Source organism: Xanthomonas sp. NCPPB 2864 (assembly GCF_056675615.1).
Genome location: NZ_JBWWVS010000001.1, coordinates 594,753 through 619,469 on the forward strand (window position 1 = coordinate 594,753; position 24,717 = coordinate 619,469).

Genomic DNA, 24,717 nt, shown 5'->3' on the forward strand with positions numbered 1-24,717 from the left:
GCAGCGATGCCGGGCCTTTGTCGTTTCAGACGATGACGCGATCAGTTCTGCGCCGGAGTGTTCTCGGCGAAGTACTCGTGGCTGTCGGCATTGGTGATTGCCTGGGCCGGGTTGCTGATCGCCAGGCTGCGCGCGCCGGACTGGCCGTAGACACGGTCCTGGGTGCCGGCGACGACCGTGAAGTGGCTGGTCTCGTGCACCAGCGTGCCGGCCTTGGAGTCGGTGCCGGTTGTCGACGCACTCCAGAACGCATTGCAGACATGGATCTCGTACGGCTGGTTCGGATAGACGTAGGCGAAGGCGTCCGCCAGATCCGCTTCGCAGCTGCAATTGATCGTCAGCTGGCCGTTGTTCTGGTCCAGCGCGTTGTCGATGTTGACGAAGTTCGAGCTGACCCGGCTGTAGCGCGAGGCGTTGTAGGCGCCGAACCAGGTGGTGTAGCGCGCACCGGTGCTGCCGGCATTGAGGTAGTTGCGCGCGTTCTGCGAGTAAGTACGCGCGGCAGTGACGGCACTGGCGGCCTGATTGGTGCGGGTGGTGCTGCAGTTGAGGTAGTTGATGCCATTAACCACGGCGGTCGGACCGATTGCGAGCTGGCGCTGCACGCCGCGACGCGCGCCGTCCAGCCAGACCGTGAGCGGCGTACTGGTGGCCACGGCCGGCTGGCCGTTGGCCGCCTTCATCAGACTGCCGTCGGACAGCGAGGCATATTGCAGCGACGAACGGACCTGGATGGTGTAGTTGCCACTGGTCGACAGATCGTAGGCGCCGGCCAGATCGACCTCGCCCTTGACGCTCTGGCCCGGCTTGAGGATGGTGAAGTCCGCCGCCTTGGGCAGGCCACGCTTGACCAGGCGTCCGGTGTAGCTCACCGGCACACCATCGCGGCTCACTTCCAGGATGCCGTTGTCCAGCGTCTGCAGCGGCAGTTGATAGGTCGGCACGCGTGCGATCTGGCTGCCGTTGTTGGTGACGGTCACCGCGATCTTGCCCTGGTGTCGCCCGGCCTGATCGGCGACCGGCGCCAGTTCGATGGTCAACGGGACCGGGCCGCGCACGGACTGCGCCTGCGCCGAACCGAGCACGCCAACAACGGCCAGCGTGCCTGCTGCAAACGATGCGAGAAAAACGTTCTTCACCAGTGACTCTCCATGTGGTCGGGGGATGTCCGCGAACGCGGGCAGGTCAACCTAGGCAGAGCGAGCAGACGCAACAAGAGAACCGATTGATGCGGTTTTTGGCCTTCCGGTAGTCAGGCAATGACAAATGCGGACACCGATGGCGACAATTCAGCCTGGAAGTGTGAATTAGCCCGCACTTCATTGCCGCCCTGCCGAAGTTTTCATGTGAAAAATGTATGGAAGGAGAAGTTACGTTCTGTGACGCAGCGCAGCGCTTGCAGGGCGGTGTGCTGCAGCCGCGCCGTGCGCTGGCGCACGGTATGCGCAAAGGCCGGTGCGAGCGCCTGATCGCTGCGGGCTGCTGAAGTCGAACGCGCTGCCGTAGTCGCCGTGCGTGGTGGCGTTGAAGCCGGCTGCGCGGCCGCTCGCCCTTGCGCATCGGCGGAGCCTGCGCATGTCGCCAGGCATCGGCGCACGAGGCGCCCGGCGCGCCTGTGCGGCAGCTCAAACGAACGCGGAGCGCTAGTGCGCGCGGTCCACCGCAAACCGGCCCAGCGTCGCCAGCGTGTCGCCGGGCGCACCGTAGGGCTGCAGGATGTCGTGCATGCGGGCGGCCAGTTCGGCCAGCTTGGCCTTGGCGCCGTCCATTCCGAGCAGGGCCGGATAGGTGGACTTGGCCTGCGCGGCGTCCTTGCCGGCGGTCTTGCCCAGCTGCGCCGAGCTCGATTCCACATCCAGGATGTCGTCGCGGACCTGGAACGCCAGGCCCAGTGCATCGGCAAATGCATCCAGGCGTTGCTGGTCGTCGGCTGCGGCAGCGCCGGTCAGCGCGCCCATGCGCACTGCGGCGCGGATCAGTGCGCCGGTCTTGAGGGCGTGCATGCGCTCGAGATCGCGCAGCGATTGCAACTGGCCGGTGGCATCGATATCCAGCGCCTGGCCGCCGCACATGCCGGCAGCGCCTGCGGCGGTGGCCAGACTCTGCAGCCAGCCGACCCGCAGCTCCGCGCTGACCGGGGCCGCAGCCAGCAGCTCGAAGGCGCGCGTCTGCAGCGCGTCGCCGGCCAGGATCGCCGTGGCTTCGTCGAAGGCGATGTGCACGGTGGGCTGGCCACGGCGCAAGGCGTCGTCGTCCATTGCCGGCAAGTCGTCGTGCACCAGCGAATAGGCGTGGATCAGCTCCACCGCCACCGCGGGCGTGTCCAGGCGGTCCTCGTCGGCGCCGAACAGTGCGCCGGTCGCATACACCAGCAGCGGGCGCATGCGCTTGCCGCCGCCCAGCACCGCGTGCCGCATCGCGGCGTGCAGTCGCTGCGGCGCCAGGGTGGGGCTGGGCAGACTGGCCTCCAGGCTGCGTTCGGTGCGGCCGATCCAGTGCTCGAACAACGCCGAACTCACCTCAGCCGCCGTCCTGCGACGGCGCCTGGAAGTCTTCGGCCAGATCGGGGCGCGCGGGGTCGGTCAGCATGCGCACGCGCAGTTCGGCCTGTTCCAGTGCCTGCTGGCAGTCGCGGTACAGGCCGATGCCGCGCTCGTAGGCGGTGAGCGACTGCTCCAGGCTCTGGTCGCCGACTTCCATCTTCTGCACCAGTTGCTCGAGTTCTTCCAGCGACTGTTCGAAGCGGGCGACCGGGGATGTTTCGTTCAAGGATTTTTTGACCATCGTCAAAGTGTGCGGCGCGCAGGCAGGCGGGTCAATTCGCAGTGGCGTGGTCGCGCCATCGCAAGGATGCGCCATGCGCGCGCAGCCAGTCGCTCAATGCTGCCGAGACGATGCAGTCGCCGGCTGCCAGCACCCGGCCGTCGGCCCACAGGATCGGCAGGCGCGCGCGTTGCCAGGGCGGTAGATCCAGCGCCTGCAGCAGGTGCTTGAGCCGGTGCGAATGCGCGCGCTGCGGCAGCACGATGCGTTCGCCACCCTGGCGTGCGCGCACCAGCAGCGGTTGCGCGAAGCGCAGGCCGGGTGCGCCGTGCAACTGCAGCTGCGCGCCATCCGGCAGTGGCAGCGGGGACGTGCCATCCCAGCGGGCCTGCCATGACGCCGGCCACGCGCTGTGCGGACGCAGCAGGTACAGGCACTGGCGCCAGCGCCGCACCTGCACCTGTTGCCAGGCAAAGCAGGCCTGCCGATCCGGTGCGTCGTCGTCGACTTCCTGCTCCAGGGCGGCAACGCCGTGCGCAGGCAGCGGTGGCGCCTGCGCTGCCGCTACCCAGGCGCGCAGCAGCCGCGGCCGACGTGTTGCCGGCTGCGCACGCAAGGCCTGCAGATCCAGTGCGCCGGCGGCGGTCAGCAAGCCGGGCAGCAGCGCGGTGTCCTCCTGCAGCAGCAGGTCGCTGGCATCGGCGCTCAGCTGCGCGCTGCGCGCCAGTGCCTCGGCGGCCTGCGGCCAGCGCTGCTGCAATACGGGCATCAGCTGGGTACGCAGGAAGTTGCGGTCGTGGCGGGTATCGGCATTGCTGGGGTCTTCGATCCAGTGCAGGCGATGTGCCTGCGCATACGCCAGCACCTCGGTGCGCGCATGCGCCAGCAGGGGGCGCCACAGCATGCCGGCGGCGAAGGGACGCTGCGCGCGCATCGCCGCCAAGCCGTCCGGGCCGGAAGCGCGCAATGCGCGCAGCAGGAAGGTTTCGGCTTGATCGTCGCGATGGTGCGCCAGCGCCAGCCATTCGCCGGGCGCCAGTGCCGCGGCAAACGCGGCATGGCGTGCATGGCGTGCCGCCGCTTCCAGCCCCAGGCCGCTGTCGCGCGCGACCTGCACGTGCGCAATTTGCAGGGGGACTTGCAAGGCATCGCACTGGCGCTGGCAATGCGCGGCCCAGGCGTCGGCATCGGCATGCAGGCCGTGATGCACATGCACCGCACGCAGCCCCGTGTCGCGACAACGCGGCGTCGCTGCCAGCAGGTGCAGCAAGACGCTCGAATCCACGCCGCCGCTGTAGGCGACCAGCACCGGGCCGGGCGGCGCCGCGGGTGGCAGCAATCCGGTCATCGATGCAGATGGCGTGCTGCGACGCTGCATCCGCACGCCGGCGGCGGGGCATGCCGCGCCGCCACCGTCCGCGCTGCGCGCAGCCAGCCCATCAGCGTTTGGCCGCAGTCTCGAACGTGGCCGACTGCGGCAACTCCACCGGCACGCCGGTGCTGTCGCAGGTACCGGCCTTGCACAGGCGCTCGCGCAGGCGCGGGGTGGCCTGCACGATGACGTGGTAGATCACGTTCTCTTCCAGCGTGCCTCGGAAGGCCGCGCTGCCCGGGCCGGTGGCCCAGATGCCGACGTCTTCGCCGCCATGGCTTTCGGACTTGGTCGGCACCAGCGATTCCTGCATGTAGCTGGGCGCCTCGGTATCGACGTGGGTCAGGTCCGGGCGGCCGGCGGCCGGCTCGCTGGTGCTGGGTTCGTGCGGGTATTTCTTGGGGCCGGCCGGCTGCGCGTTGCTGGCGCCGGTGTAGCCGGGGCCGTTGGCGTAGCTCAGCGTGGTGTAGGGCTGGCCGGCCAGGTCGGTGGCCAGCTGGCTGCGGTCGCCTTCTTCGCCGCCGGTGCCGCGCACCTTGCCCAGGATCGGGTTGCCGCGCACCGGGTAGCCGACGAAGTTGAGCGTATGCGAATGGTCGGCGGTGACGATGATCAGCGTGTCCGGCGGCGCGGTCTGCACGGCGGTGCGTACTGCATCGGACAGCGAGACGGTTTCGTCGAGCGCGCGGTAGGCATTGCCGGCGTGGTTGGCGTGATCGATGCGGCCGCCTTCGACCATCAGCACGAAGCCGTTCGGGTCGCGCGACAGCGACTTGATCGCGGTACGGGTCATCTCGGTCAGGCTGGGCTCGCCCTGCGCGGTGCGATTGCGGTCGTGGTCGAACTGCATGTGATCCGGCTCGAACAGGCCAAGCAATGCGGGCGCGCCGGCGGCCGCCTGCAACTGTTGTTCGTTCCAGACGTAGGCGCCCTGCGGGTGCGCCTGCTTCCACTCGGCGACCAGATCGCGGCCGTCCAGGCGCAGGCCGACCTTGTCGTCGTATTCCGGATCGCGCTCCTGCACGGTCTGGAACTGACTGCGTCCGCCGCCCAGCACCACCTGCGGGCCACGCCCGAAGCGCGCGCTGGACAGCAGTTGCTGGGCGATGTCCTGGCAGCCGGCAGTGCGGGCGGACCCGGGCAGGTCGGTATCGTTTTCCCAGTTGCGGTCCGGCGAATGCGCATAGGTCGCCGCCGGGGTGGCGTGGGTGAGGCGGGTGGTGGTGACGATGCCGGTGGCCATGCCGGCGCTGTCGGCCAGCTGCAGCCAGCTCAACAGGCCCTTGCCCAGGCTGTCGGCGCAATCGCTGCGGTTGCCGCTGCTGACGCCGATCGCACCCATATGCGTTTTCACCCCGGTGGTGATCGCGGTCATGGTGCCGGCCGAATCCGGCGTCTGCGAATCGGTGTTGTAGGTCTTGCTGAAGGCGGTGGCCGGGAACTGCTCCCACGACAGCAGGTTCTCCTCACCCGGCCCGCCCTTGCGCTGGCCATCCAAAATGCGTGCTGCCGCGACCGTGGTCAGGCTCATGCCATCGCCCAGGAACAGGATCACGTTGCGCGCGCGCCCGGCCATCGCGCCGTTGCCGGCTGCGCGCGCGGCGCCCGAGCGGTACCACCATTGCGGCGTCTCGCCGGCGGGATGCGTCACCTGCGGCACCTCCACGCGCACGGCGGCGGGCGCGGATGCGCTGGTGCCGGCGCTGGACGCGCAGGCGGCGACACACACGGTGGTCAGGGCGGCGAGGGCAGGCAGGCGGTAACGCATCGGCATCGAACTCGTGACTGAATCAGCGCGCATTATGCCGGGATGCCTGGTGTCACACAGATGACACGCCGCTGTTCCAGTCGTGGCCTCGCGGGCGACGCGGGCCTGGGCTATGGTGCATGCACTCTCCCCCCCGGATGATTCGACGCATGACATTGGTCTCGGCCTGGTTGCGCATTCCGTTCTGGCAACGCGTGGTGGCCGGCTTCGTGCTCGGCGCGCTGGCCGGCTGGGCCATGGGTCCGGCTGCCGATGTGTGGTTTGGCCCGCTCGGCGATCTGTACGTCACGCTGATCAAGATGATCGCGATCCCGCTGGTGTTCTTTGCGGTGATCAATGCGATCTCCTCGCTGCACGGGCAAAAATCCGTCGCCGCGCTCGGTGGGCGCACATTCCTGTGGTTCGTCATCACCGCCGCGCTGGCGGTGGGCGTGGGCCTGGCGGTGGGCACGTTGATGCAACCCGGCGCCGGCCATTTCAGCCTGAGCGTGGATTCGGCCTGGAAACCGCGCGATGTGCCCAGCCCGATCAAGGTGCTGCTGGACGTGGTGCCCTCCAACCCGTTCTACGCATTGACCGGCATCGGCACCAAGACCAATGCGGCCGGCGAAACGGTGCTGGCGGCCGGGCGCGGATCGATCCTGCCGGTGATCTTCTTCGCCGCGCTGCTGGGCTTTGCGATGGTCAAGCTCGGCGAGCGCGTGGCCGAGGCACGCAAGCTCACCGCGCAGTTGAGCGACATCATGATCCAGGTCACCCGCTTCGTGCTGGAGATGACCCCGCTCGGCACCTTCGGGCTGATCGCCAGCCTGGTCGGCAGCTATGGCTTCGAGAAACTGCTGCCGTTCGGCAACTTCGTGCTGGCGCTGTATGTGGCCTGCGCGATCCACATCGTGGTGGTCTACAGCAGCCTGTTGTTGCTGCATGGATTGAATCCGTGGAAGTTCTTCCGCGGCGCGGCGCCGGGCATGCAGGTGGCCTTCGTCAGTTCATCGAGTTTTGCCGCGATGCCGGTGGCGATGCGCTCGATCACGCATAACCTGGGCGTCAGCAAGGACTACGCCGCGTTCGCGGTGCCGCTGGGTGCCAGCATCAAGATGGATGGCTGCGGTGCGATCTTCCCGGCCCTGTGCGCGGTGTTCATCGCGCAATACACCGGCGTGCCGCTGACCGCCAACCAGTACTTCGTGGTGTTGATCGCCTCGGTGCTGGGCAGCTTCGGCACCGCCGGCGTGCCCGGCACCGCGGTGATCATGGCCACGGTGGTGTTGAGCGCGGCCAATCTGCCGCTGGAAGTGATCGGCTACCTGTACGCGATCGACCGCATTCTCGACATGATGCGCACCTTGACCAACGTGACCGGGCAGATGCTGGTGCCGGTGCTGGTGGCCAAGGAAACCGGCCTGCTCGACAAGGCCGTTTACGAGTCGGCCTCGACCAACGTGGGCCTGGAAGATCCGCTGACCGATCGCGCGCCGACGCAGCGCTGACCGCCGCCGATGCGCGCTGGATTTCCCACGCTGCGCGACCGCCTGCAGCAGTTGCCCGAGTTGCACAGCGTCGACGGCGTGTTGGTGCAGCGGTCGTTGGCCGACGACCCGTTCGAGCAGCAGTATCTGCAGGTTCGGCGCAAGGAAGGCCGGCTCTACACCGATGCACAGGTGCGCAGCCTGCCGCGTCCCGGCGGCAAGCTCGGCGCCAGTCTGGAATGGCAGGTGCGTGCGCTGTCCAGCGCCTTGCTGGTCCAACATCTGCGCGCGCAGGCAGGCGAGGGCGCCATTGCCGAACTGGGCTGCGGCAACGGCTGGCTGTCGCAGCTGCTGGCGCAGTCGCTGCAGCGTGACGTCTGCGGCATCGACGTCAACCGCACCGAGCTGACCCAGGCCGCGCGCGTGTTCGGCCATGACCAGCGCCTGAGCTTTATCGCCGCCGACATCCAGACCCTGGCACTGCCACGCGATCTGTTCGACGTCATCGTGGTCCCGGCCTGCATCCAATATTTCGCCGACCCTGCGGAACTGGTCGTGCGCCTGCTCGCCCAACTACGCGACGGCGGCGAGCTGCACATCCTCGACAGCCCGCTGTATGCGGATGCGCAAGCCGCCAACGCAAGCGCCGCGCGCAGCCTGCGTTACTTCACCGAACTGGGCGCTCCGGCGCTGGCCGCGCACTACCACCAGCATACTTACGCCAGCTTCGACCGCTTTGTGGTGCAGCGACTGTTCGACCCGCGACGCCCGGGGGCGCGCCTACGAAGAATGCTCAGGATGAAACAACCCCACTTTCCGTGGCTGTGCCTGCGCAGGCAGGACAACCTGGATGCGCTGCGTTCCTGAGTGAAGCATCGGCATTGCCGGACCCGGTGTCAGGCGTTTGCCTCGGGCGCGCTGACGTCCCACCCGCATGGCACACTGCCAGCTCATCCATTGACGGGGGCGGGCGGTGATTGGCCAACAGCGTGATCTGACATTTCGTTTTCTGGCCGAGCCCAGCGACGTCAACTTCGGCGGCAAGGTGCATGGCGGCGTGGTGATGAAGTGGATCGACCAGGTCGGCTTTGCCGCGGCCAGTGGCTGGAGCGGGCATTACTGCGTCACCGTGGCGGTGGGCGGCATCCGCTTCGTGGCGCCGGTGCGGATCGGCGATCTGGTCGCGGTGTCGGCCAAGCTGGTCTACACCGGACGCACCAGCATGCACTTCGCCATCGATGTACGGGCGCGCAGCCCGATGGGCGGCGACTCGCGGCTCTGCACGCATTGCATCATCGTGTTCGTGGCGATGGACCCGGATGGTGTCACGCCGGTGGAAGTGCCTTCCTGGCGGCCAGACACGCCTGAGGATCAGCGCCTGGCCGAATACGCGCTCAAGGTGATGGAACTGAGCAAGGGCATCGAGGACACCATGGCGCATTACCAGGCCGATGCCGCGCGCTGATCGGGGTGGCGAGGTGTGTGGTGCTGCGTACGTGATCTAGATGCGTGCGCGGCGACGGTAGGGAGCTTCCGCGCAAAGACCGTCCACAACGCAAAAGGCCGCGGAATCCGCGGCCCCTCTGTCATGCAGTGGATCAGCTGCTCGGGATCACAGCACCCGGCGTGCCTGGATGAACTTCTCGCTCCAGTAACCGCTGGCCAGCGAATCCACCCGCACGTCCTTGCCGCGGCTGGGCGCGTGCAGGAACTTGCCATCGCCGACCACCAGACCCACGTGGTCGATGCGGCCGCGCCTGCCGAAGAACACCAGATCGCCTGCCTTGAGCGCGTTGGGGTCCTTGATCAGTTCAGCAGACTCGTCACGCGCGATGTCGCGCGACACGCGCGGCAGGTCAATACCCAGGGCGGTCTTGAACACATAGCCGACCAGGCCGCTGCAGTCGAAACCTTCGGTGGACTCGCCGCCCCAGACGTACGGGGTGCCGAGCAGGGCCATGGCGCGTTGCAGGATCACCTGCACACGGCTGTCGGCCACGGCGTTCTGGGCAGCATTGGCCGCGCTCTGGGAGACGTCGTAATTGGCCAGCAGGCGGCTGAGGTCACCGGCGAACATCGCCGAGCGGTCCATCAGCGGAATGGCGTCGTTGGCGGCCAGGTGCGGAAGCAGGGCGGCCAGTGTTGCGGTGGCAGCGGCGTCGGCGCGGCTGCGGGTTGCGGCTTTCTCGGCGGCGACGGCGCTGTCTGGCGTGGTCGTCTGCGGAGCGGATGCGGTGCCGTTGGCGGTCTGGGCCAGGGCGGGTAGGGCTGCGAGCCAAAGAGCGGTGGCGCATAGCAGGCGGAGCGGTTTCCGGGGCGGAAGCGGGGCGGCGCCAGTGTTGATCTGTTCGTCGTTCGTCACGCGGGAATCACAATTCTGCTGTCGATGCGGGATGATGCCTTGGTGAAAGAATCGTTACGTTCAAAAAAGGTTAAATTTCCGTTTTATGAAATGTGATGCGCATCACATATCAGGGCAAAACCCGCTTTGAACCTGAATAATGGTCACGCCAGTAGGCGCCATCCAGGAAATCCAAGCGGACGGTACCGCCAGTATTCGGAGCATGTACGAAGCGGCCTTCACCGACATAAATGCCGACATGGGTCACGTTGCCGCTGGAGCCGAAGAACACCAGGTCGCCGGTGGTGAGTTGCTCCGGCGGGATGCGCGGGCCCTGTACCGCGGCCAGCTCCCGCGAGGTGCGTGGCAGCGACAGCGCCAGCACATCCTTGTAGACATAGGTGACCAGCCCGCTGCAGTCGAAGCCGGTTTCCGGCGTATTGCCGCCGAAGCGGTACGGCGTGCCGACCAGGCCCAGCGCACGCATCAGGATGTTGTTGGCGGCGGCCGGGTTGGACGGCGGCACCTGCGGCCAGACACGCGGTGCCGGTGGCGGGTTGGCGGCCGGTCGACGGACCGGCGCCTGTGCGCAACCGCCCAGCAGCACGAGCAGGCCCAGCAACGAACTGGCCGCGGCGCGGCGGGCGCGGGCGGCGAAAACTGGCGTGATATGCATGGAGCCGGGATAATGGGCGGTTCGAAAGGTCGCCATGATGGCGGCGCACCCGGCGGCCGACAAGCCGTCCTCCACCGTCTGCCACCGGGCAGCCTATCCAGAGCCAGGCATGAAGATCGAAAAAGACAGCGTCGTCCGCTTCCACTACACCGTTTCCGAGCTCGGCCAGGAGCCGATCGAGAGCTCCAAGGAGCGTGACCCGTTGGCGATCATGATCGGCCACGGCAACATCATTCCGGGCCTGGAAGCGGCCATGATGGACAAGGAAGCCGGCGACAGCTTCGGCGTGGACGTCAAGGCCACCGAAGCGTACGGCGAATACCGCGAAGGCCTGAGCCAGCGCGTGCCCAAGAAGCACTTCGGCGCCACCAAGCTGGTCCCGGGCACCCAGGTGGTGCTGCAGACCAACTTCGGCCCGCGCGCAGTGACGGTGCAGAAGGTCGGCATGAGCGTGGTCGACGTCGATCTCAATCACCCGATGGCCGGCAAGGACCTGCACTTCGACGTGGAGATCATCGAGGTGCGTGAAGCCACCCAGGAAGAGCGCGATCACGGGCATGTGCATGGCGAAGGCGGCCATCACCACTGAGCGCAGTCGTCACGCGGCCTGTGCGGCAGACGGACTGATGCGGTCTATCTGCAGGATCGGCATGCACCGCACGGTGATGCCGGCTTGCACGCGCCGATCGTGTCCGTGTGACCAGCGTTGGCTGGATGTGTTTCCGCGGCCCGCCATCTCGGCGGGCTGTTTGCATGTTGCGCGCCGCGATCGCCGCGCCGCGCTGCCCGAGCCGAGATGACTCCGCGCGATCCTTTGCTGCCCATCGCAATCAGCGAGCGAATCGCGGTGCTCGACGTGCTGCGCGGTTTTGCGCTGCTGGGCATCCTGCTGATGAATATCGAAGCCTTCGTCGGTCCGCTCGATCTGGCGGTCACCGGCGTGGAGCCGCATTGGCACGGCACCGACCGGGTTGCCGATGCGCTGGTGTACCTGCTGGTGCAGGGCAAGTTCTATACGCTGTTCTCGCTGCTGTTCGGCATGGGCTTTGCGGTGATGGCGCAACGTGCCGCGCAGGCCGGGCGTGGGTTGTTCGGCACCTATCTGCGCCGTACCGTCGGGCTGCTAGTGATCGGCCTACTGCATGCGCTGCTGCTGTGGTCCGGCGATGTGCTGGTGACCTACGCGTTGCTGGCCTTGTTGCTGCTGGCCACGCGCTCGGTGCCGACGGTGACGCTGCCGTGGTTTGCCGCGCTGGTCTACTGTTGCGCGCCCGCGCTGACGCTGCTGTACGGCGTCGCAGGCACCTTGACGCAGCTCGATCCGGCGGCTGCCGTGGAATGGAAGGTCGCGATGGCCGATGCGGCGCAACAGGCGGCAGCAAACGTGCAGGCGCAGCGCGCCGCCTTCGGGGGCGGCAGCTATGCGCAGGCCACGCTGGAGCGCTGGCACGACCTGCAGCACGCGATGACCGGGCTGAGCATCAATGGCCCGGCGATGCTCGGCATGTTCCTGCTGGGCAGCTGGTTTGTGCGCAGTGGCGCGATCGCCGCGCCCGAGCGCTTCCCGCGCCTGTTTCGGGCCCTGCGCTACTTGGTGCTGCCGCTCGGGCTGGGCGTGATGGGGGTGAGTTACGCGCTGGAGCCGTGGATCGATCCGGCGCGGCTGGATCTGCGCTTGTCGGGTGCGTTCGCGTTGTCGCTGATTGCCGGCCCGCTGATGAGCCTGGGCTATGCGGCCTGGGTGGTGCGCCTGGCGCCGCGCCTGGCCTGGCTTGCGCCTGCCGGACGCATGGCGCTGAGCAACTACCTGCTGCAGTCGCTGGTGTGCACGTGGATCTTCTACGGTTACGGGCTGGGCTATTTCGAGCAGCTGCCGCGCGTATGGCAGCTGCCGTTCGCGCTGGCGCTGTTTGCGTTGCAGGTGGTGCTGAGCCAATGGTGGTTGCGCTGGTTCCGCTTCGGGCCGATGGAATGGCTATGGCGCAGCGTGACCTATCTGCGTGTGCCGCCGATGCGCCGCAGCGACGCGCGCGTGGGGTAGTGCGCACATGAGCGCCGCGCCTGTCGATGTGGTGGTGGTCGGTGCCGGCGCCATTGGGCTGGCGACTGCGCTGGCACTGGTCGAAGCGGGCCGGCAGGTGCACGTGCTCGACGCCGGCGCGGTGGGTGCGGCGACGTCGTACGGCAACTGCGGCACCATCACGCCGAGCCATGCGCCGCCGCTGGCATCGCCGGGCATGATCGCGCAGGCGCTGAAGTGGATGCTGACGCCGGACGCGCCGCTGTATATCCGGCCACGTCTGGACCCGGCGCTGTGGCGCTGGTTGCTGCAGTTCGCGCAGCGCTGCAATACGCGTCACTGGCAGGCCAGCGCGCAGGCGCGCGCGGCGTTGCTGGGCGATGCGCGGCAACGCTTCGACGACTGGGTCGAGCGCTATGCGCTGGACTGCGAATTTCGCAGCGATGGGCTGGACTACGTGTTTGCCGATCCGCGCCGCTTTGCGCACTATCGCCACGAGTGCAACGTGCTTGCGCAGTGGGGTATCCAGGCCGAGATGATCGAGGGTGCCGACTACGTGCGCCAGGATCCGGCATTCCGCGCGGGCATTGCCGGTGCGATCCATTTCCCCGGAGATGCGCATCTGCGCCCGGAGCGTTACACCGCAGAACTGGCAAGAGTGCTGCGCGCGCGCGGTGCGGTGATCCAGGCGCAGTGCTGCGTCGATGCGGTGGTGCCGGACGCACGTGGCGCGTGCGTGCACACCGCGCGTGGGCGACTGCAGGCGCGCGAGGTGGTCATCGCAACCGGCCCGTGGTCGCCGCTGCTGGCGGCGCAACTGGGATTGCGTCTACCGGTGCAGGCCGGCAAGGGTTATTCGATCACCTATACCGCCCCGGCGCTGATGCCGCGTCGCCCGGTGGTGCTGAAGGACCGTTGGGTGTTCGTGGTGCCATGGCGCGATCGTCTGCGTATCGGGAGCACGATGGAATTCTCCGGGCACGACACCCACCTCAACCCCACGCGCCTGGCGGCACTGGAGCGCGCAGCGGCCGATTATCTGCATGCGCCGGCCGGCCCGGCCGTGATCGAGCGCTGGTATGGATGGCGGCCGATGACCTGGGACGACGTGCCGGTGCTGGGCGCGGTGCCGGGCCGTCCTCACGTCTGGCTCGCAGCCGGACATGGCATGCTCGGTATCAGCATGAGCACTGCAAGCGGACAACTGATGGCCGACCTGATCACGGGCCGCGCACCTGCGCTGGACCCGCACCCCTACCGGGCGGAGCGCTTCGCATGAGTGCCCGGTACGACTACGACGTGGTGATCCTGGGAGGCGGCTCCGGTGGACTGGCCGCTGCGTTTCGCGCGGCCAAGTATGGCGCGCGCGTGGCGATGATGGAGCCGAACGAATTGGGCGGCACCTGCGTCAATCTCGGCTGCGTGCCGAAGAAGGCGATGTGGCTGGCGGCCGATCTGGCCGGCAAGATCGAGCTGGCCGGGGCGCTGGGTTTCGATGTGCCGCGACCGACCCTGGCGTGGCAGGAACTGGTCACCCACCGGCAGGGCTACATCGGCAACATCCACGCCAGTTATCGGCGCCGCCTCGACGAAGATGGCGTGGTCATGATTCCGCAGCGCGGTGTGTTGCAGGATCGCCATACCATCATGGGCGGCGACGGCGTGCCGGTGACCGCCGAGCACATCGTGATCGCCACCGGTGCGCATCCGCTGCGCCCGGACATCGAAGGTGCCGAGCACGGTGAGGTGTCCGACGATTTCTTCAATCTCTGTCATGCGCCCGCGCAGGTGGCGATCATCGGCGGCGGCTATATCGCGGTGGAGATCGCCGGCCTGCTGCAGGCGCTGGGCAGCCGGGTGCATCTGTTCGTGCAGGGCGAGCGGTTGCTGGAGCGCTTCGATGCCGAGCTGACCCTGCAACTGGCCGACAACCTGCGGCACCTGGGCGTGCGCCTGCATTTCGGGTTTTCCACCACCGGCCTGGAGCGCGATGCAGAAGGCAGGCTGCGTGTGCATGGTCATCCCGCGCACCCCAGCGAGCAGGGCAACGACGTCTTCGACAAGGTGTTTTTCGCCACCGGCCGGCGCGCCAACACGGCGGGGCTGGGTCTGGAAGAGGTCGGGGTGCGCCTGGGCGACAAGGGCGAGGTGGTGGTGGACGAAGGCCAGACCACCAGCGTGCCGAACATCCATGCCATCGGCGATGTCGGCGGCAAGGTCGGACTGACGCCAGTGGCAATCGCGGCGGGACGCAAGTTGATGGATCGCCTGTTCGGCAAGCAGCCGGATGCGCGCATGGACTACGAAGGCGTGCCGAGCGTGGTGTTCTCGCATCCGCCGCTCGGGCAGGTCGGACTGACCGAGGAGCAGGCGCGCGCGCGGCACGGCAGCGCGGTGCGTGTCTACCGCAGCAACTTCCGCCCGATGTTGCACGCGCTGGCCGACGCGCCGCAGCGCAGCCTGTTCAAGCTGGTCTGTGTGGGCGAACAGGAGCGCGTGGTCGGCGTGCATCTGCTGGGCGAGAGCGCCGACGAAATGCTGCAGGGCTTTGCGGTGGCAGTGAAGATGGGTGCGACCAAGCGCGACTTCGACGAGACCGTGGCGATCCATCCCACCTCGTCGGAAGAGATCGTGTTGATGCACTGATGCACTGATGCATTGGTGCGGCAGTTGTGACCGGGCCGACGAGGGCATCAGCGCCCTGCCGGATGCAGGGACTGGCGTCGGCCCCTGCGTTTCATAACTTGCTGCAGCCCCGCGCAACAGGGCACACCACTCCGGCACCGACGTAAGTGCGCTTGACGCAGGCCAGGCCCCCGCAAGCAAGCGGATCAAAGCCCCTCTCCCCTCGGGAGAGGGGTTGGGGTGAGGGTTCGGTAAAGTCGATGCATCAATCAACTGCCGATCCGACGTTCACGGCCGGCCATGCCTCATCGGCCCTGCATGGAAGTTGGCCGCGCTGCTTGTCCGCCGAGCCTCGTGCCGCCCGAACCCTCACCTCAATCCCGCTTCGCGCTGTCGGCCAAGGCGCGTCAAGACACGCGCACCGAGAGCGCGCAAACACTGCCTCCTCGCTCGGACGGAAGAGGGATTTCAATCCCATAGCTGGCATCCTTGCGCGATGTCCAAGCCCCGCAAACCAACGACGCGTCGATCCGCCAATCCATCTGCGCGTGCCGCCTCCAACGCCGAGCCGCTCTCCGGCGAACAGGCGCGGCTGCGCATTCTTGCGGCGATTCGGGCAATACCTTCCGGCCAGGTTGCCGGCTATGGCGAGGTCGCACTACGCGCCGGCCTGCCCGGGCGGGCGCGGCTGGTGGCGCGCGTGCTCAGCGGCAATGATGATCCGCAGCTGCCGTGGCACCGGGTGCTGCGCAGCGATGGCCGGATCGCGTTGCCGGAAGGCTCGTCCGGCTACCGTGAGCAATGCCGGCGGCTGCGTGCCGAAGGCGTGGTGGTCGAGCAGGGCCGGGTGCGCCGTGCCAGCGCCGCGCAGCGGTTGGATGCCGCCGTGTGGGGACCTTCATAAGCCTGCCGTTATGATGGTTGGCATTCCGAAGGATGCCGTCATGCCCCAACTGCCGCCCGTCACCAAAGCGTTGTTGATCGCCAATATTGGCTTGTTCCTGCTGCAATGGGCACTGGGCGACCTGGGCGCCGGCGTGCTGCCCTCCGATGCGGCGCTGTCCTCGTTGATGCTATGGCCGATTTCCAATGGCTTCGATGCGTTCTCGCCCGGCGCCAGCTTCATGCCATGGCAGTTGTTGACCTATGCGTTCCTGCATGGCGGTTTCAACCATCTGTTCTTCAACATGCTGGCGCTTTTCATGTTCGGCGCGGCGCTGGAGCAGACCTGGGGGCAGAAGCGCTTTCTGACCTATTACCTGGTGTGCGTAGCCGGTGCCGGCGTGTGCCAGTTGCTGATGGCCTGGTTCACCCAGAGCGGGGCGCCGGTGGTGGGGGCGTCGGGCGGGGTGTTCGGTCTGTTGCTGGCCTACGGCATGCTGTTCCCCAATCAGCGGGTGATGCTGCTGTTTCCGCCGATCCCGATGAAGGCGCGCACCTTCGTGATCGTGTTCGGTGCGATCGAACTGTTCCTGGGTGCGACCGGCTGGCAGCCGGGCGTGGCCCACTTTGCGCATCTGGGCGGCATGCTGTTTGGCTGGCTGATGATCCGCTACTGGCGCGGGCAGTCGCCGTTTGGCGGCAGCGGCGGCGGGAAGGGTGGTGGCAAGGGGCGCAAGCCGCCGCTGCGTGTGGTGCGTTGAGGTAGTCGCGGCGTGGCAGATCCACGCTGATCCGTAGGAGCGGCCATGGCCGCGATGGGGCGTTACCGGTAAGGCTTCATCGCGGCCGGGGCCGCTCCTACCAAGCGTGCGTTGTCAGGCAAGCAACGGATGGATGACTGGCAGCCGGGCGTGGCCTACTTTGCGCATCTGGGCGGCATGCTGTTCGGTTGGCTGATGATCCGTTACTGGCGCGGGCAGCCGCCGTTTGGCGGCAGCGGCGGCAGGAAGAGTGGTGGCAAGGGGCGCAAGCCGCCGCTGCGTGTGGTGCGTTGAATGCGTGTGATGCGTTGAAATAGTCGCGGCGTGGCGGATCCACACTGATCCGTAGGAGCGGCCCTGGCCGCGATAGGGCGTTACCGGTAAGGCTTCATCGCGGCCGGGGCCGCTCCTACCGAGCGTGCGTTTTCAGGCAAGCAGCGGATGGATGACGGGCAGCCGGGCGTGGCAGATCCACGCTGATCCGTAGGAGCGGCCCTGGCCGCGATGGGGCGTTACCGGTAAGGCTTCATCGCGGCCGGGGCCGCTCCTACCAAGCGTTGGGATGGATGGACTGCCAGACACAAAAAAAGAGCGCGGAGTCCGCGCTCTTTTTTTATTGCCTGCCACTGCGTGTTGATTGCCAGTGACTTCCTGGCGCTTGACTCAGCGCCAGATCTTCAATTGCTCGGCATCCACGCGCTGCATCGGCTGGCCGGCCTTGCAGCTGAATGCCGCACCGAACTCCGGCAGGTTGGACAGCGGGCCGTTGGTGCGCCACTGGCCCGGCGCCCGGATGTCGGCGCTGGCACGCTGCACCGCTTCGTTCGGCGACAGCTGTTGGGCCCACAAACCGGCCCAGGCGGTGAAGAACGCCTGCTTGTCGGCCTCGGTGGCCGCTGGCTGTGCCTTGCTGAAGGCCTGCCAGGCCAGTTCGACGCCGGCCAGGTCGGCCAGGTTTTCTTCGGCGGTCTGCGCACCGTTGACCTTGACGTTGGGCACGCCCGGGTAGGGGTAGGCACCAAACTGGCTGGCCACCTTGCCGGTCAGCATGGTCCAGCTGCTCTTCTCGGCCGGCGTCCACCAGCTGCGCAACTCGCCCTTGGCATCCACCAGCGAGCCCTTGGCGTCGATGGCACGGGTCATTTCGTGGGCGACCAGCGCGCCGTAAGCGCCGTACTGCGCGGCCGGGGTGCTGCCGGCGGTGAGCACCGGTGCCTGCAGCACGGCGGCGGTGATGATCAGGCGGTTCTGCGCAATGTCGTAGGCCACTGCCGGCTGCTGCGGCAACACGTCCCAGCGACGGTCGGCGTTGCCCTTGCCGATGCGCTTCATCTCCTCGCGGTGACGCCAGGTCGAGGCGATCAGCATGTTGCCGCCGAAGCTGCCGCGGCCCATCGGCTGCACGGTGTAATCCAGATCGCGACGCGGTGCGCCGACTTCGATCTTCATCGCCGCCAGCTTGGCCTTGGCTTCGGCGATCACTTCACCGTTGCCCCAGCCGGTGCGCTCCAGCGCGGCCAGCTGCGCGTCGCGTACCTGGTCGGCGATCGCTTCGGCCTGGCGGCGCGTGTCGCTGCTCAGGTAACGCGCCACGTATTCGCGGCCGAGCATTGGGCCGGCGGCGATATTGATCGCGTCCAGCACCTGCTGCCAGCGCTGCGGCGGCAGCGCATCGCCACGCAGCAGACGGCCGCGGAACTGGTACTCGGCATCGTGGAAGCTCTTGGACAGGTACGGCGCCATCGCATCGCCTACGCGCCAGCGCAGATAGGCCTTCCACTGGTCCGGCTTGATGCTGACGATCATGCTGTCGAGCTGCTTGAACATGGCCGGGTCGGCCATCGACACCAGGTCGTCCTTGACGCCCTGCGCCTCCAGGAAGTCGGCCAGACGCAGATTCTTGTACTGCTTGGTCAGCTCCTTGGTGGCAATCGGGGCGTAGTTGTTGAACGGGTTGTTGATGCCCTGCACCGACTGCGCACTGCGCGCCAGCGCGGTCTCGATCTGCAGCACCGAGGCGGCATCGGCGTCGAGCCTGTCGGCCGGGGTGCCGGTCAGCGCCAGGATCTGCTTGACGTAGGCGCGGTAGCGGCCCATCAGCGCCTGGGTGTCGGCGTCGGTGCGGGTGTAGAACGCCGGGTCCGGCAGGCCCATGCCGCCCTGCATGAAATACCCGATGTGGCGATCCAGCGCCTTCAGGTCCACGTCCGGGCCGAAGTTGAAGCCGACCGGGATGCCGACCTGATGCAGTGCTGCGATGGAAGCGGGCACATCCTTGGCCTTCTTGATCGCGTCGATGCGCGACAGCAAGGGGGCGATGGGATTGGAGCCATCCTTTTCGACGGAGGCCTCGTCCAGGCCGCTGGCCCAGAAGTCGCCGAGCAATTTCTGCACGTTGCCCTGCGGCGCCTTCATCGACGCATCCAGCAACTCGCGCTGCTGCTGCAGTGCGCGCTCGGACAGCTGGCCCAGCGCGGTGACGGCACCGGCCTGCGGCACCGGGTTGGCCTTGAGCCAGCCGGCATTGGCGTAATCGTAGAAATCGGTGCAGGCCGCCGACACGGCCGGGGCCTTGGGAGCGGCCTTCTTCTTGCGAGCGGCGTCGGCGTCGGGGGCGGACAGCAGCGTGATCAGGCTGAAGCCAAGAGCGAGGGCAAGCGGACGAATGGTGGGCATCGAGAAGAAGGGTGGCCAGATTGAAGTCGGCGGAGTTTAGCAAGGCTGCGCCCCGTACAGGCGGGCGCGAGCTGCTGCCGGTCTTCGGTGTCGGCCGCTTGCATGAATGCGACAGGCCCGCAAGCGCGGGCCTGTGCATGTTGCGATCGAGCTGAAAGCGCTTGCAGCCGCATACCAGATCACCACGCGGTCTCTTTCGGCACGCACCATCGGAGCACCTGCCTTGCATGCGAAGGCCTGTGCGAAGGACGGAATGTCCGAGGGGACGGCATTGGCGCGCAGGCTGCCGGGCGCATGCGGGCCCGGGGCCAGATAGGCCAGTTGCTGCTGCTCGCGGATCTGTTCGCGCCAGTTGCGCGCAAAGCCCGGGAAGAAGCGTCGTTCCGGGCGGTACCCATCGATCGTCAGCGCGTGTTCGGGGTGGGGGCTGGATGCAGTGACGGCGATGGCGATGCATGTGGCCGGCCGTGATTTCCCCGCGGACGCAACAGAAAAACCGAAGCAAAAAAAACGGGCGACGATCTTCGATCGCCGCCCGCCCGAACTACCGCACTTGCGCAATTACCAGATCACGACCTGCTGATCGCCCTGACGCACCATCGCATCGCCGGCCTTGCACGAGAACGCGGCGGCAAACGCCGGCATGTTCGACGGCGCGCCGATGGCGCGGAAGTTGGCCGGCGCGTGCGGATCGGTCTTCAGGCGCACCACCAGTTCTTCCGGAGTGAAGTTGCGGCGCCACACCGTGGCCCAGTTGAGGAAGAAGCGCTGGTCACGGGTGATGCCGTCGGTCTTGGGGTCGTCCTTGCCGGCGGTGGCGGTCTTCATCGCGTCGTAGGCGGTGTTGAGGCCGCCCAGGTCGGCGATGTTTTCGCCCAGGGTCAGATCGCCCTTGACCTTGTCGCCGGCCGGGGTGCGATAGCCGTCGAACTGCGCGACCAGCTTGCCGGTGCGTGCCTTGAAGGCGTCCAGATCCTTCTGCGTCCACCAACCCGGATCGGCGATGAAGTTGCCATCGGCACCGAAGCGGCTGCCCTGGTCGTCGTAGCCGTGGGTCATCTCATGCCCGATCACCGCACCGATGCCGCCGTAGTTCATTTCCTCCGGCGCATTCGGGTCGAAGAACGGCGGCTGCAGGATCGCGGCCGGGAACACGATCTCGTTCTGCAACGGGTTGTAGTAGGCGTTGACCGTCTGCGGGCTCATGCCCCATTCGGTCTTGTCCACCGGCTTGCCGATCTTGGACAGGTTCCACTTGTAGTTGTACTCGGACGCGGCCATCACGTTGCCCAGGTAGCTGTCGCGACTGGTGTTCAAGCCGTTCCACTCGCGCCACTTTTCCGGGTAGCCGATCTTGGGCGTGAAGCTTTCCCACTTGGCGATCGCCTTGGTCTTGGTCTCCGGGCTCATCCAGTCCAGCTTTTCGATGCGGGCCTTCAGCGCGGTGCGCAGGTTGGTCACCAGGGTTTCCATCTTGGCCTTGGAGTCGGCCGGGAAGGCAACCTGGACGTACATCTGGCCCAGCGCTTCGCCGGTCTGGCCATTGATGGTCGCCAGCACACGCTTCCAGCGTGGCTTGATCTGCTTCTGCCCGCGCAGGGTCTGGTTGTAGAACGCGAAGTTCTCATCGACGAACGGCTGGCTGAGGAACGGCGAGGCACCATCGACGGTGTGGAAGCGCAGGTAGGCGCGCCAGATCGCCGGATCGGTGTCGGCGATCATCTTGCTCACTTCCTGGTGGAAGGCCGGTATCGCCAGCGAGAACATCTCCGGCGTGGCCACGCCCTGCGACTTGAAGAACTCGGTCCACGACCAGTTGGGGGTCAGCTTGTCGGCATCGGCCGGCGAGATCGGGTTGTAGGCCAGCGAGGCATCGCGCGACATCTGGGTGCTGGTCTTGGAGACCTTGGCCAGACGGGTCTCGAACGCGACCACCTGCTTGGCCTGCGCGGCGGCATCGGCCGCGGCCACGCCGGACAGTTCCAGCACCTTGGCCACGTGCGCCTGGTAGGCCTCCAGCTTGGCCTTGTTGGCGGCGCTGGTGTAGTACTCCGGATCCGGCAGGCCCAGGCCGCCCTGCATGGCATAGGCGATGTTCTGGCTGGATTTCTTGAAGTCGGCCTCGGCGCCGAAGCTGAAGAGCTCGTTGTTGCCCTTGGCGGCGCTGCTGCGCAGATAGTCGACCAGCTTGGCCTGGTCGTTGATGGCGTCGATCGCGGCCAGTTCCGGCTTCAGCGGCTCGATGCCCTGGGCGTTGATCTTGGCCTCGTCCATGCCGGTGGACCACAGGTCGCCGACGATCTTTTCCACGCCGGTGGCGCTGGTGTCGGCCGCGGCCTGTTCGACCAACTGCTGCTGGATCGCATTGGAACGCTCGTCGAGCATCTCGAACGCGCCCCAGCTGGTGCGATCGCTCGGCACCGGGTTGGCGGCCAGGAACTTGGCGTTGGCGTACGCATTCAAATCCGTGCAGGCGTTGCCGTTGGTATCCAGGTCGGCGGCGGTGAACTGGTTCACGGCCGGCAGCTTGCTCTGGTCCAGGGTCAGCGCCTTGGGAGCCGCCGGGGTGGTTGTGGCGGTATCGGCAGCGGGCGCGGCCGGCGCGGCGTCTTCGGATTTCTTGCAACCGCTCAGCGCGGCGGCCACGGCCAGGGACAGGGTCAACAAATGAGGTGTACGAATCACAAAGGGCTCCAGGAGCAGATGTGGGAAGCCCCGTCGCGGGGGCTGTGGCCGGCACTCTACGCCTCGCCAGCCGGATGGCATGGTGTCGAAGGTCATGGGTGCGGCATGTGTAGGTGAACCGGCCCGACGGTGTCCGGATGGGCGGCAGTCCTGCGCAGGGCACCAGCGCAGTGGCGGCCCGGTGTTTTCGCATCCTGTGCGCTGTGGCTTGAGGCTGTGCCTACCTGGTCCGGCAGTCTGTGTCGTTGCGCGGGCGGCAGTCGAGAGGGGCGAGTACCTGAATGCTCCTGCTGTGCAAGCAGTGCTATATACAAGCGCATGCCTACCGCCTCCGAACCGTTGGATGCCCTGATCATCGGCGCTGGCCATAATGGCCTGGTCTGCGCCGCCTACCTGGCCAAAGCCGGCAAGCGGGTAGTGGTGCTGGAAGCGCGCGACGTCGTCGGCGGCGCAGCGGTCACCGAAGAGTTCCATCCGGGGTTTCGCAACTCGGTGGCGGCGTACACGGTGTCGTTGCTGCAACCCAAGGTCATCGCCGATCTTGACCTGGAGCGACATGGCCTGCGCGTGGTGGCGCGCCGCATCAACAACTTTCTGCCATTGCCCACTGGCGAGTACCTGCTGGCCGGCGCGGGGCGTACTGCCTTGGAAGTCGGCAAGTTCTCCGCGCGCGATGCCGCTGCATTGCCTGCCTATGAAGCGCGCCTAGAGCAACTGGCCGATGTCTTGCGTGCGCTGGCATTGCAGCCACCGCCGGATGTCAGCGATGGTGGATGGCTGCGCGCGTTGCCGCAGCTATGGCGCGCGGGCAAGCTGGGGCTGCAGCTGCAGGAGCTACCGCTCGCGTTGCGGCAGGAGCTGCTCGACCTGTTCACGATTTCGGCCGCCGAGTATCTGGATCGCTGGTTCGAAAGCGCACCGATCAAGGCGCTATTCGGCTTCGACGGCATCGTCGGCAATTACGCCAGCCCCTACACGCCGGGCACCGCCTACGTGTTGCTGCATCACGTTTTCGGGCAAAGCAATGGCGTCAAAGGCGCCTGGGGGCACGCCATCGGCGGCATGGGCGCGATCACCCAGGCGATGGCCGCCAGTGCGCGCGACTCTGGCGTGACGATTCGCACCGGCTGCGCAGTGGCGCGCGTGCTGGTGGAGCAGGGGCGTGCGGTCGGTGTCATCACCGCTCAAGGAGAGACGCTGCGTGCGCGTGCAGTGGTGGCCAATGTCAATCCGAAGCTGCTGTATCAGCGCTTGATGCAGCCGGACGATGTCCCCGCGGCGACACGCGAGCGCATGGCGCATTACCGCTGCGGATCGGGCACCTTCCGCATGAATGTCGCGCTCTCGCGGCTGCCGGATTTCACCGCCTTGCCGGGCACGGGCGATCATCTGACTGCCGGCATCATCCTGGCGCCCAGCCTGGATTACATGGACCGTGCCTGGCAGGACGCGCGCGCTTCGGGATGGTCACGCGAACCGGTGGTCGAGTTGCTGATTCCCAGCACGCTGGACGACACGCTGGCACCGCCCGGGCAACACGTGGCCAGCCTGTTCTGCCAGCACGTGGCACCGCAGCTGCCGGATGGCCGGCATTGGGACGATCATCGTGAGCAAGTCGCCGAGTTGATGATCGCGACGGTCGAGCGCTACGCTCCCGGATTCGCGGCCTCGGTACTGGGCCGGCAGATCCTCAGCCCGCTCGATCTGGAACGCATCTTCGGGCTGACCGGCGGCGATATCTTCCACGGCGCCCTCAGCCTCAATCAACTTTTCAGCGCACGCCCGATGCTTGGGCAGGGCGCCTATCGCGGCGCGATTGCCGGGCTGTATCTGTGTGGATCCGGCACGCATCCGGGCGGCGGAGTGACCGGAGCGCCTGGGCATAATGCAGCGCGGGTGATTTTGGGTGATTGACATCTATCTTCAAGGCGCACTCTGCCCCTGCAAACAGATAAGGAGGCCCTGGAGAACCAGGGCCTTGGAGCAATGCACTAACTGATTGGCTGACTTAGGGAAGGCGCGGAATTCCTGCAACTAACCGTCAGGGCTAATCAAATGAAAGCAAGGCCGGCCTCAGTCAGATCTTCGATTATCAGTTGTACAAACCGCGCTGCCACGGGCTGGTCAAGTAGCCGTTAGGCCATGGGCCGTCTTCACACATTCCCTGTCCCCACGTATCGCAAAAGTCAGCGCGTAACTGCTGCGACACCTCGGTGTAGGCGATCGAGTTCACGTTGCGCGTATCGCATGCATAGCTGATGACGACGCGCTTGACGGTCGACGTCGTGCCCTGATGCTCAGTCTGATTACTGCAATACAGGATGCTTTGGCCAACTAGGTTTTCGTTAGCGTCGAACCACATCCAGGTACGGCCGTACTGCGTCGCTGCGTTTGCTTCAGTGGTGACAGCAAGTGCGCTTATTGCCAAAGAGACTGCCGCCAAAAGTACCGTTTTCATTCAACTGGCTCCTTGTTGTGCCTCAAATCCCTTGAGGCGTAGGTCGTACCCTTTTCCTGACTAGTCCTGACGAATAGCTTGTAGTTTTGCAGATGGGGCCATTTCCCCTTGCGTTTCTAGCATGTCCAACCCCGGTGTCGCTCAGTCCACGTTTTTCAGTCGGAAATTTATGGGCAAAGCGAGGTGGGATAGTTTAAAGAGCAAGAGGTACAGAGTCGCTG

21 protein-coding genes and 1 pseudogene are annotated in these 24,717 nt (G+C 66.6%); 11 read left to right on the top strand and 11 right to left on the bottom strand.

What is annotated here, in order from left to right:
• Window positions 1–41: 41 nt before the first annotated feature.
• The 5 genes from AC1KVE_RS02465 to AC1KVE_RS02485 form a co-directional block, all read right to left on the bottom strand.
• Window positions 42–1,139 (bottom strand): M35 family metalloendopeptidase, encoded by a 1,098-nt coding sequence (locus tag AC1KVE_RS02465; protein WP_104650880.1) that lies wholly within the window; start codon window positions 1,137–1,139, stop codon window positions 42–44.
• 504 nt (window positions 1,140–1,643) lie between these two features.
• A complete protein-coding gene (locus AC1KVE_RS02470) occupies window positions 1,644–2,519 on the bottom strand; it encodes a polyprenyl synthetase family protein (protein WP_126965946.1) in 876 nt (291 codons plus the stop codon).
• A 1-nt stretch (window position 2,520) separates the two neighbouring features.
• Window positions 2,521–2,784: an exodeoxyribonuclease VII small subunit gene (locus AC1KVE_RS02475; RefSeq protein ID WP_016903977.1), complete on the bottom strand. Its 264-nt coding sequence runs from the start codon at window positions 2,782–2,784 to the stop codon at window positions 2,521–2,523.
• A 31-nt stretch (window positions 2,785–2,815) separates the two neighbouring features.
• Complete coding sequence (gene tilS / locus AC1KVE_RS02480; protein ID WP_481091951.1) at window positions 2,816–4,111, bottom strand: tRNA lysidine(34) synthetase TilS; 1,296 nt, start codon at window positions 4,109–4,111, stop codon at window positions 2,816–2,818.
• Window positions 4,112–4,202: 91 nt separating this feature from the next.
• Complete coding sequence (locus AC1KVE_RS02485) at window positions 4,203–5,909, bottom strand: alkaline phosphatase (protein ID WP_481091950.1); 1,707 nt, start codon at window positions 5,907–5,909, stop codon at window positions 4,203–4,205.
• 143 nt (window positions 5,910–6,052) lie between these two features.
• Here AC1KVE_RS02485 and AC1KVE_RS02490 point away from each other — a divergent pair, with 143 nt between their 5' ends.
• From AC1KVE_RS02490 to AC1KVE_RS02500, 3 genes are all read left to right on the top strand, one after another.
• Window positions 6,053–7,393 (top strand): dicarboxylate/amino acid:cation symporter, encoded by a 1,341-nt coding sequence (locus AC1KVE_RS02490; protein WP_481091949.1) that lies wholly within the window; start codon window positions 6,053–6,055, stop codon window positions 7,391–7,393.
• A gap of 9 nt (window positions 7,394–7,402) precedes the next feature.
• Window positions 7,403–8,239 (top strand): class I SAM-dependent methyltransferase, encoded by an 837-nt coding sequence (locus AC1KVE_RS02495; protein ID WP_065032479.1) that lies wholly within the window; start codon window positions 7,403–7,405, stop codon window positions 8,237–8,239.
• A 106-nt stretch (window positions 8,240–8,345) separates the two neighbouring features.
• On the top strand, window positions 8,346–8,837 hold the full coding sequence (locus AC1KVE_RS02500) for an acyl-CoA thioesterase (protein WP_016903982.1): 492 nt from the start codon (window positions 8,346–8,348) through the stop codon (window positions 8,835–8,837).
• 147 nt (window positions 8,838–8,984) lie between these two features.
• Here AC1KVE_RS02500 and AC1KVE_RS02505 read toward each other — a convergent pair whose 3' ends face one another.
• Window positions 8,985–9,734, bottom strand: a complete 750-nt coding sequence (locus AC1KVE_RS02505; protein ID WP_016903983.1) for a C40 family peptidase — start codon at window positions 9,732–9,734, stop codon at window positions 8,985–8,987.
• A gap of 109 nt (window positions 9,735–9,843) precedes the next feature.
• A complete protein-coding gene (locus AC1KVE_RS02510; protein WP_065032491.1) occupies window positions 9,844–10,425 on the bottom strand; it encodes a C40 family peptidase in 582 nt (193 codons plus the stop codon).
• Window positions 10,426–10,498: 73 nt separating this feature from the next.
• On the opposite strand from AC1KVE_RS02510, the gene AC1KVE_RS02515 reads away from it, so the two are divergent.
• From AC1KVE_RS02515 to AC1KVE_RS02545, 7 genes and pseudogenes are all read left to right on the top strand, one after another.
• Window positions 10,499–10,978, top strand: a complete 480-nt coding sequence (locus AC1KVE_RS02515) for an FKBP-type peptidyl-prolyl cis-trans isomerase (protein WP_024939526.1) — start codon at window positions 10,499–10,501, stop codon at window positions 10,976–10,978.
• 207 nt (window positions 10,979–11,185) lie between these two features.
• Window positions 11,186–12,430, top strand: a complete 1,245-nt coding sequence (locus tag AC1KVE_RS02520; RefSeq protein ID WP_167709172.1) for a DUF418 domain-containing protein — start codon at window positions 11,186–11,188, stop codon at window positions 12,428–12,430.
• A 7-nt stretch (window positions 12,431–12,437) separates the two neighbouring features.
• Entirely contained in the window at window positions 12,438–13,688 is a 1,251-nt protein-coding gene (locus AC1KVE_RS02525) for an NAD(P)/FAD-dependent oxidoreductase (RefSeq protein WP_481091948.1), read from the top strand.
• On the top strand, window positions 13,685–15,055 hold the full coding sequence (gene gorA / locus AC1KVE_RS02530; protein WP_104607866.1) for a glutathione-disulfide reductase: 1,371 nt from the start codon (window positions 13,685–13,687) through the stop codon (window positions 15,053–15,055). The genes AC1KVE_RS02525 and gorA overlap by 4 nt, the downstream gene beginning before the upstream one ends.
• A 475-nt stretch (window positions 15,056–15,530) precedes the next feature.
• Window positions 15,531–15,938 (top strand): MGMT family protein, encoded by a 408-nt coding sequence (locus tag AC1KVE_RS02535; RefSeq protein WP_184456335.1) that lies wholly within the window; start codon window positions 15,531–15,533, stop codon window positions 15,936–15,938.
• A 40-nt stretch (window positions 15,939–15,978) separates the two neighbouring features.
• Window positions 15,979–16,677 (top strand): rhomboid family intramembrane serine protease, encoded by a 699-nt coding sequence (locus AC1KVE_RS02540; RefSeq protein ID WP_054591556.1) that lies wholly within the window; start codon window positions 15,979–15,981, stop codon window positions 16,675–16,677.
• Window positions 16,678–16,815: 138 nt separating this feature from the next.
• A pseudogene (locus AC1KVE_RS02545) lies at window positions 16,816–16,971 on the top strand (rhomboid family intramembrane serine protease); the annotation flags it as partial.
• 369 nt (window positions 16,972–17,340) lie between these two features.
• On the opposite strand, the gene AC1KVE_RS02550 reads toward AC1KVE_RS02545, so the two are convergent.
• The 3 genes from AC1KVE_RS02550 to AC1KVE_RS02560 are packed head-to-tail and all read right to left on the bottom strand — an operon-like array spanning window position 17,341 to window position 22,017.
• Window positions 17,341–19,353: a M13 family metallopeptidase gene (locus AC1KVE_RS02550; RefSeq protein ID WP_024939531.1), complete on the bottom strand. Its 2,013-nt coding sequence runs from the start codon at window positions 19,351–19,353 to the stop codon at window positions 17,341–17,343.
• Between the two features lie 36 nt (window positions 19,354–19,389).
• Window positions 19,390–19,914, bottom strand: coding sequence for a M13-type metalloendopeptidase (locus tag AC1KVE_RS02555; protein WP_481091947.1), 525 nt, complete (start codon window positions 19,912–19,914; stop codon window positions 19,390–19,392).
• The gene (locus AC1KVE_RS02560; RefSeq protein ID WP_184456539.1) at window positions 19,915–22,017 is read right to left on the bottom strand and encodes a M13 family metallopeptidase; all 2,103 of its coding nucleotides are present in this window, start codon (window positions 22,015–22,017) and stop codon (window positions 19,915–19,917) included.
• 339 nt (window positions 22,018–22,356) lie between these two features.
• Here AC1KVE_RS02560 and AC1KVE_RS02565 point away from each other — a divergent pair, with 339 nt between their 5' ends.
• Complete coding sequence (locus tag AC1KVE_RS02565) at window positions 22,357–23,952, top strand: phytoene desaturase family protein (protein WP_184456331.1); 1,596 nt, start codon at window positions 22,357–22,359, stop codon at window positions 23,950–23,952.
• 178 nt (window positions 23,953–24,130) lie between these two features.
• Here AC1KVE_RS02565 and AC1KVE_RS02570 read toward each other — a convergent pair whose 3' ends face one another.
• Window positions 24,131–24,496: a DUF6289 family protein gene (locus AC1KVE_RS02570; protein ID WP_146009970.1), complete on the bottom strand. Its 366-nt coding sequence runs from the start codon at window positions 24,494–24,496 to the stop codon at window positions 24,131–24,133.
• Window positions 24,497–24,717: the final 221 nt, after the last annotated feature.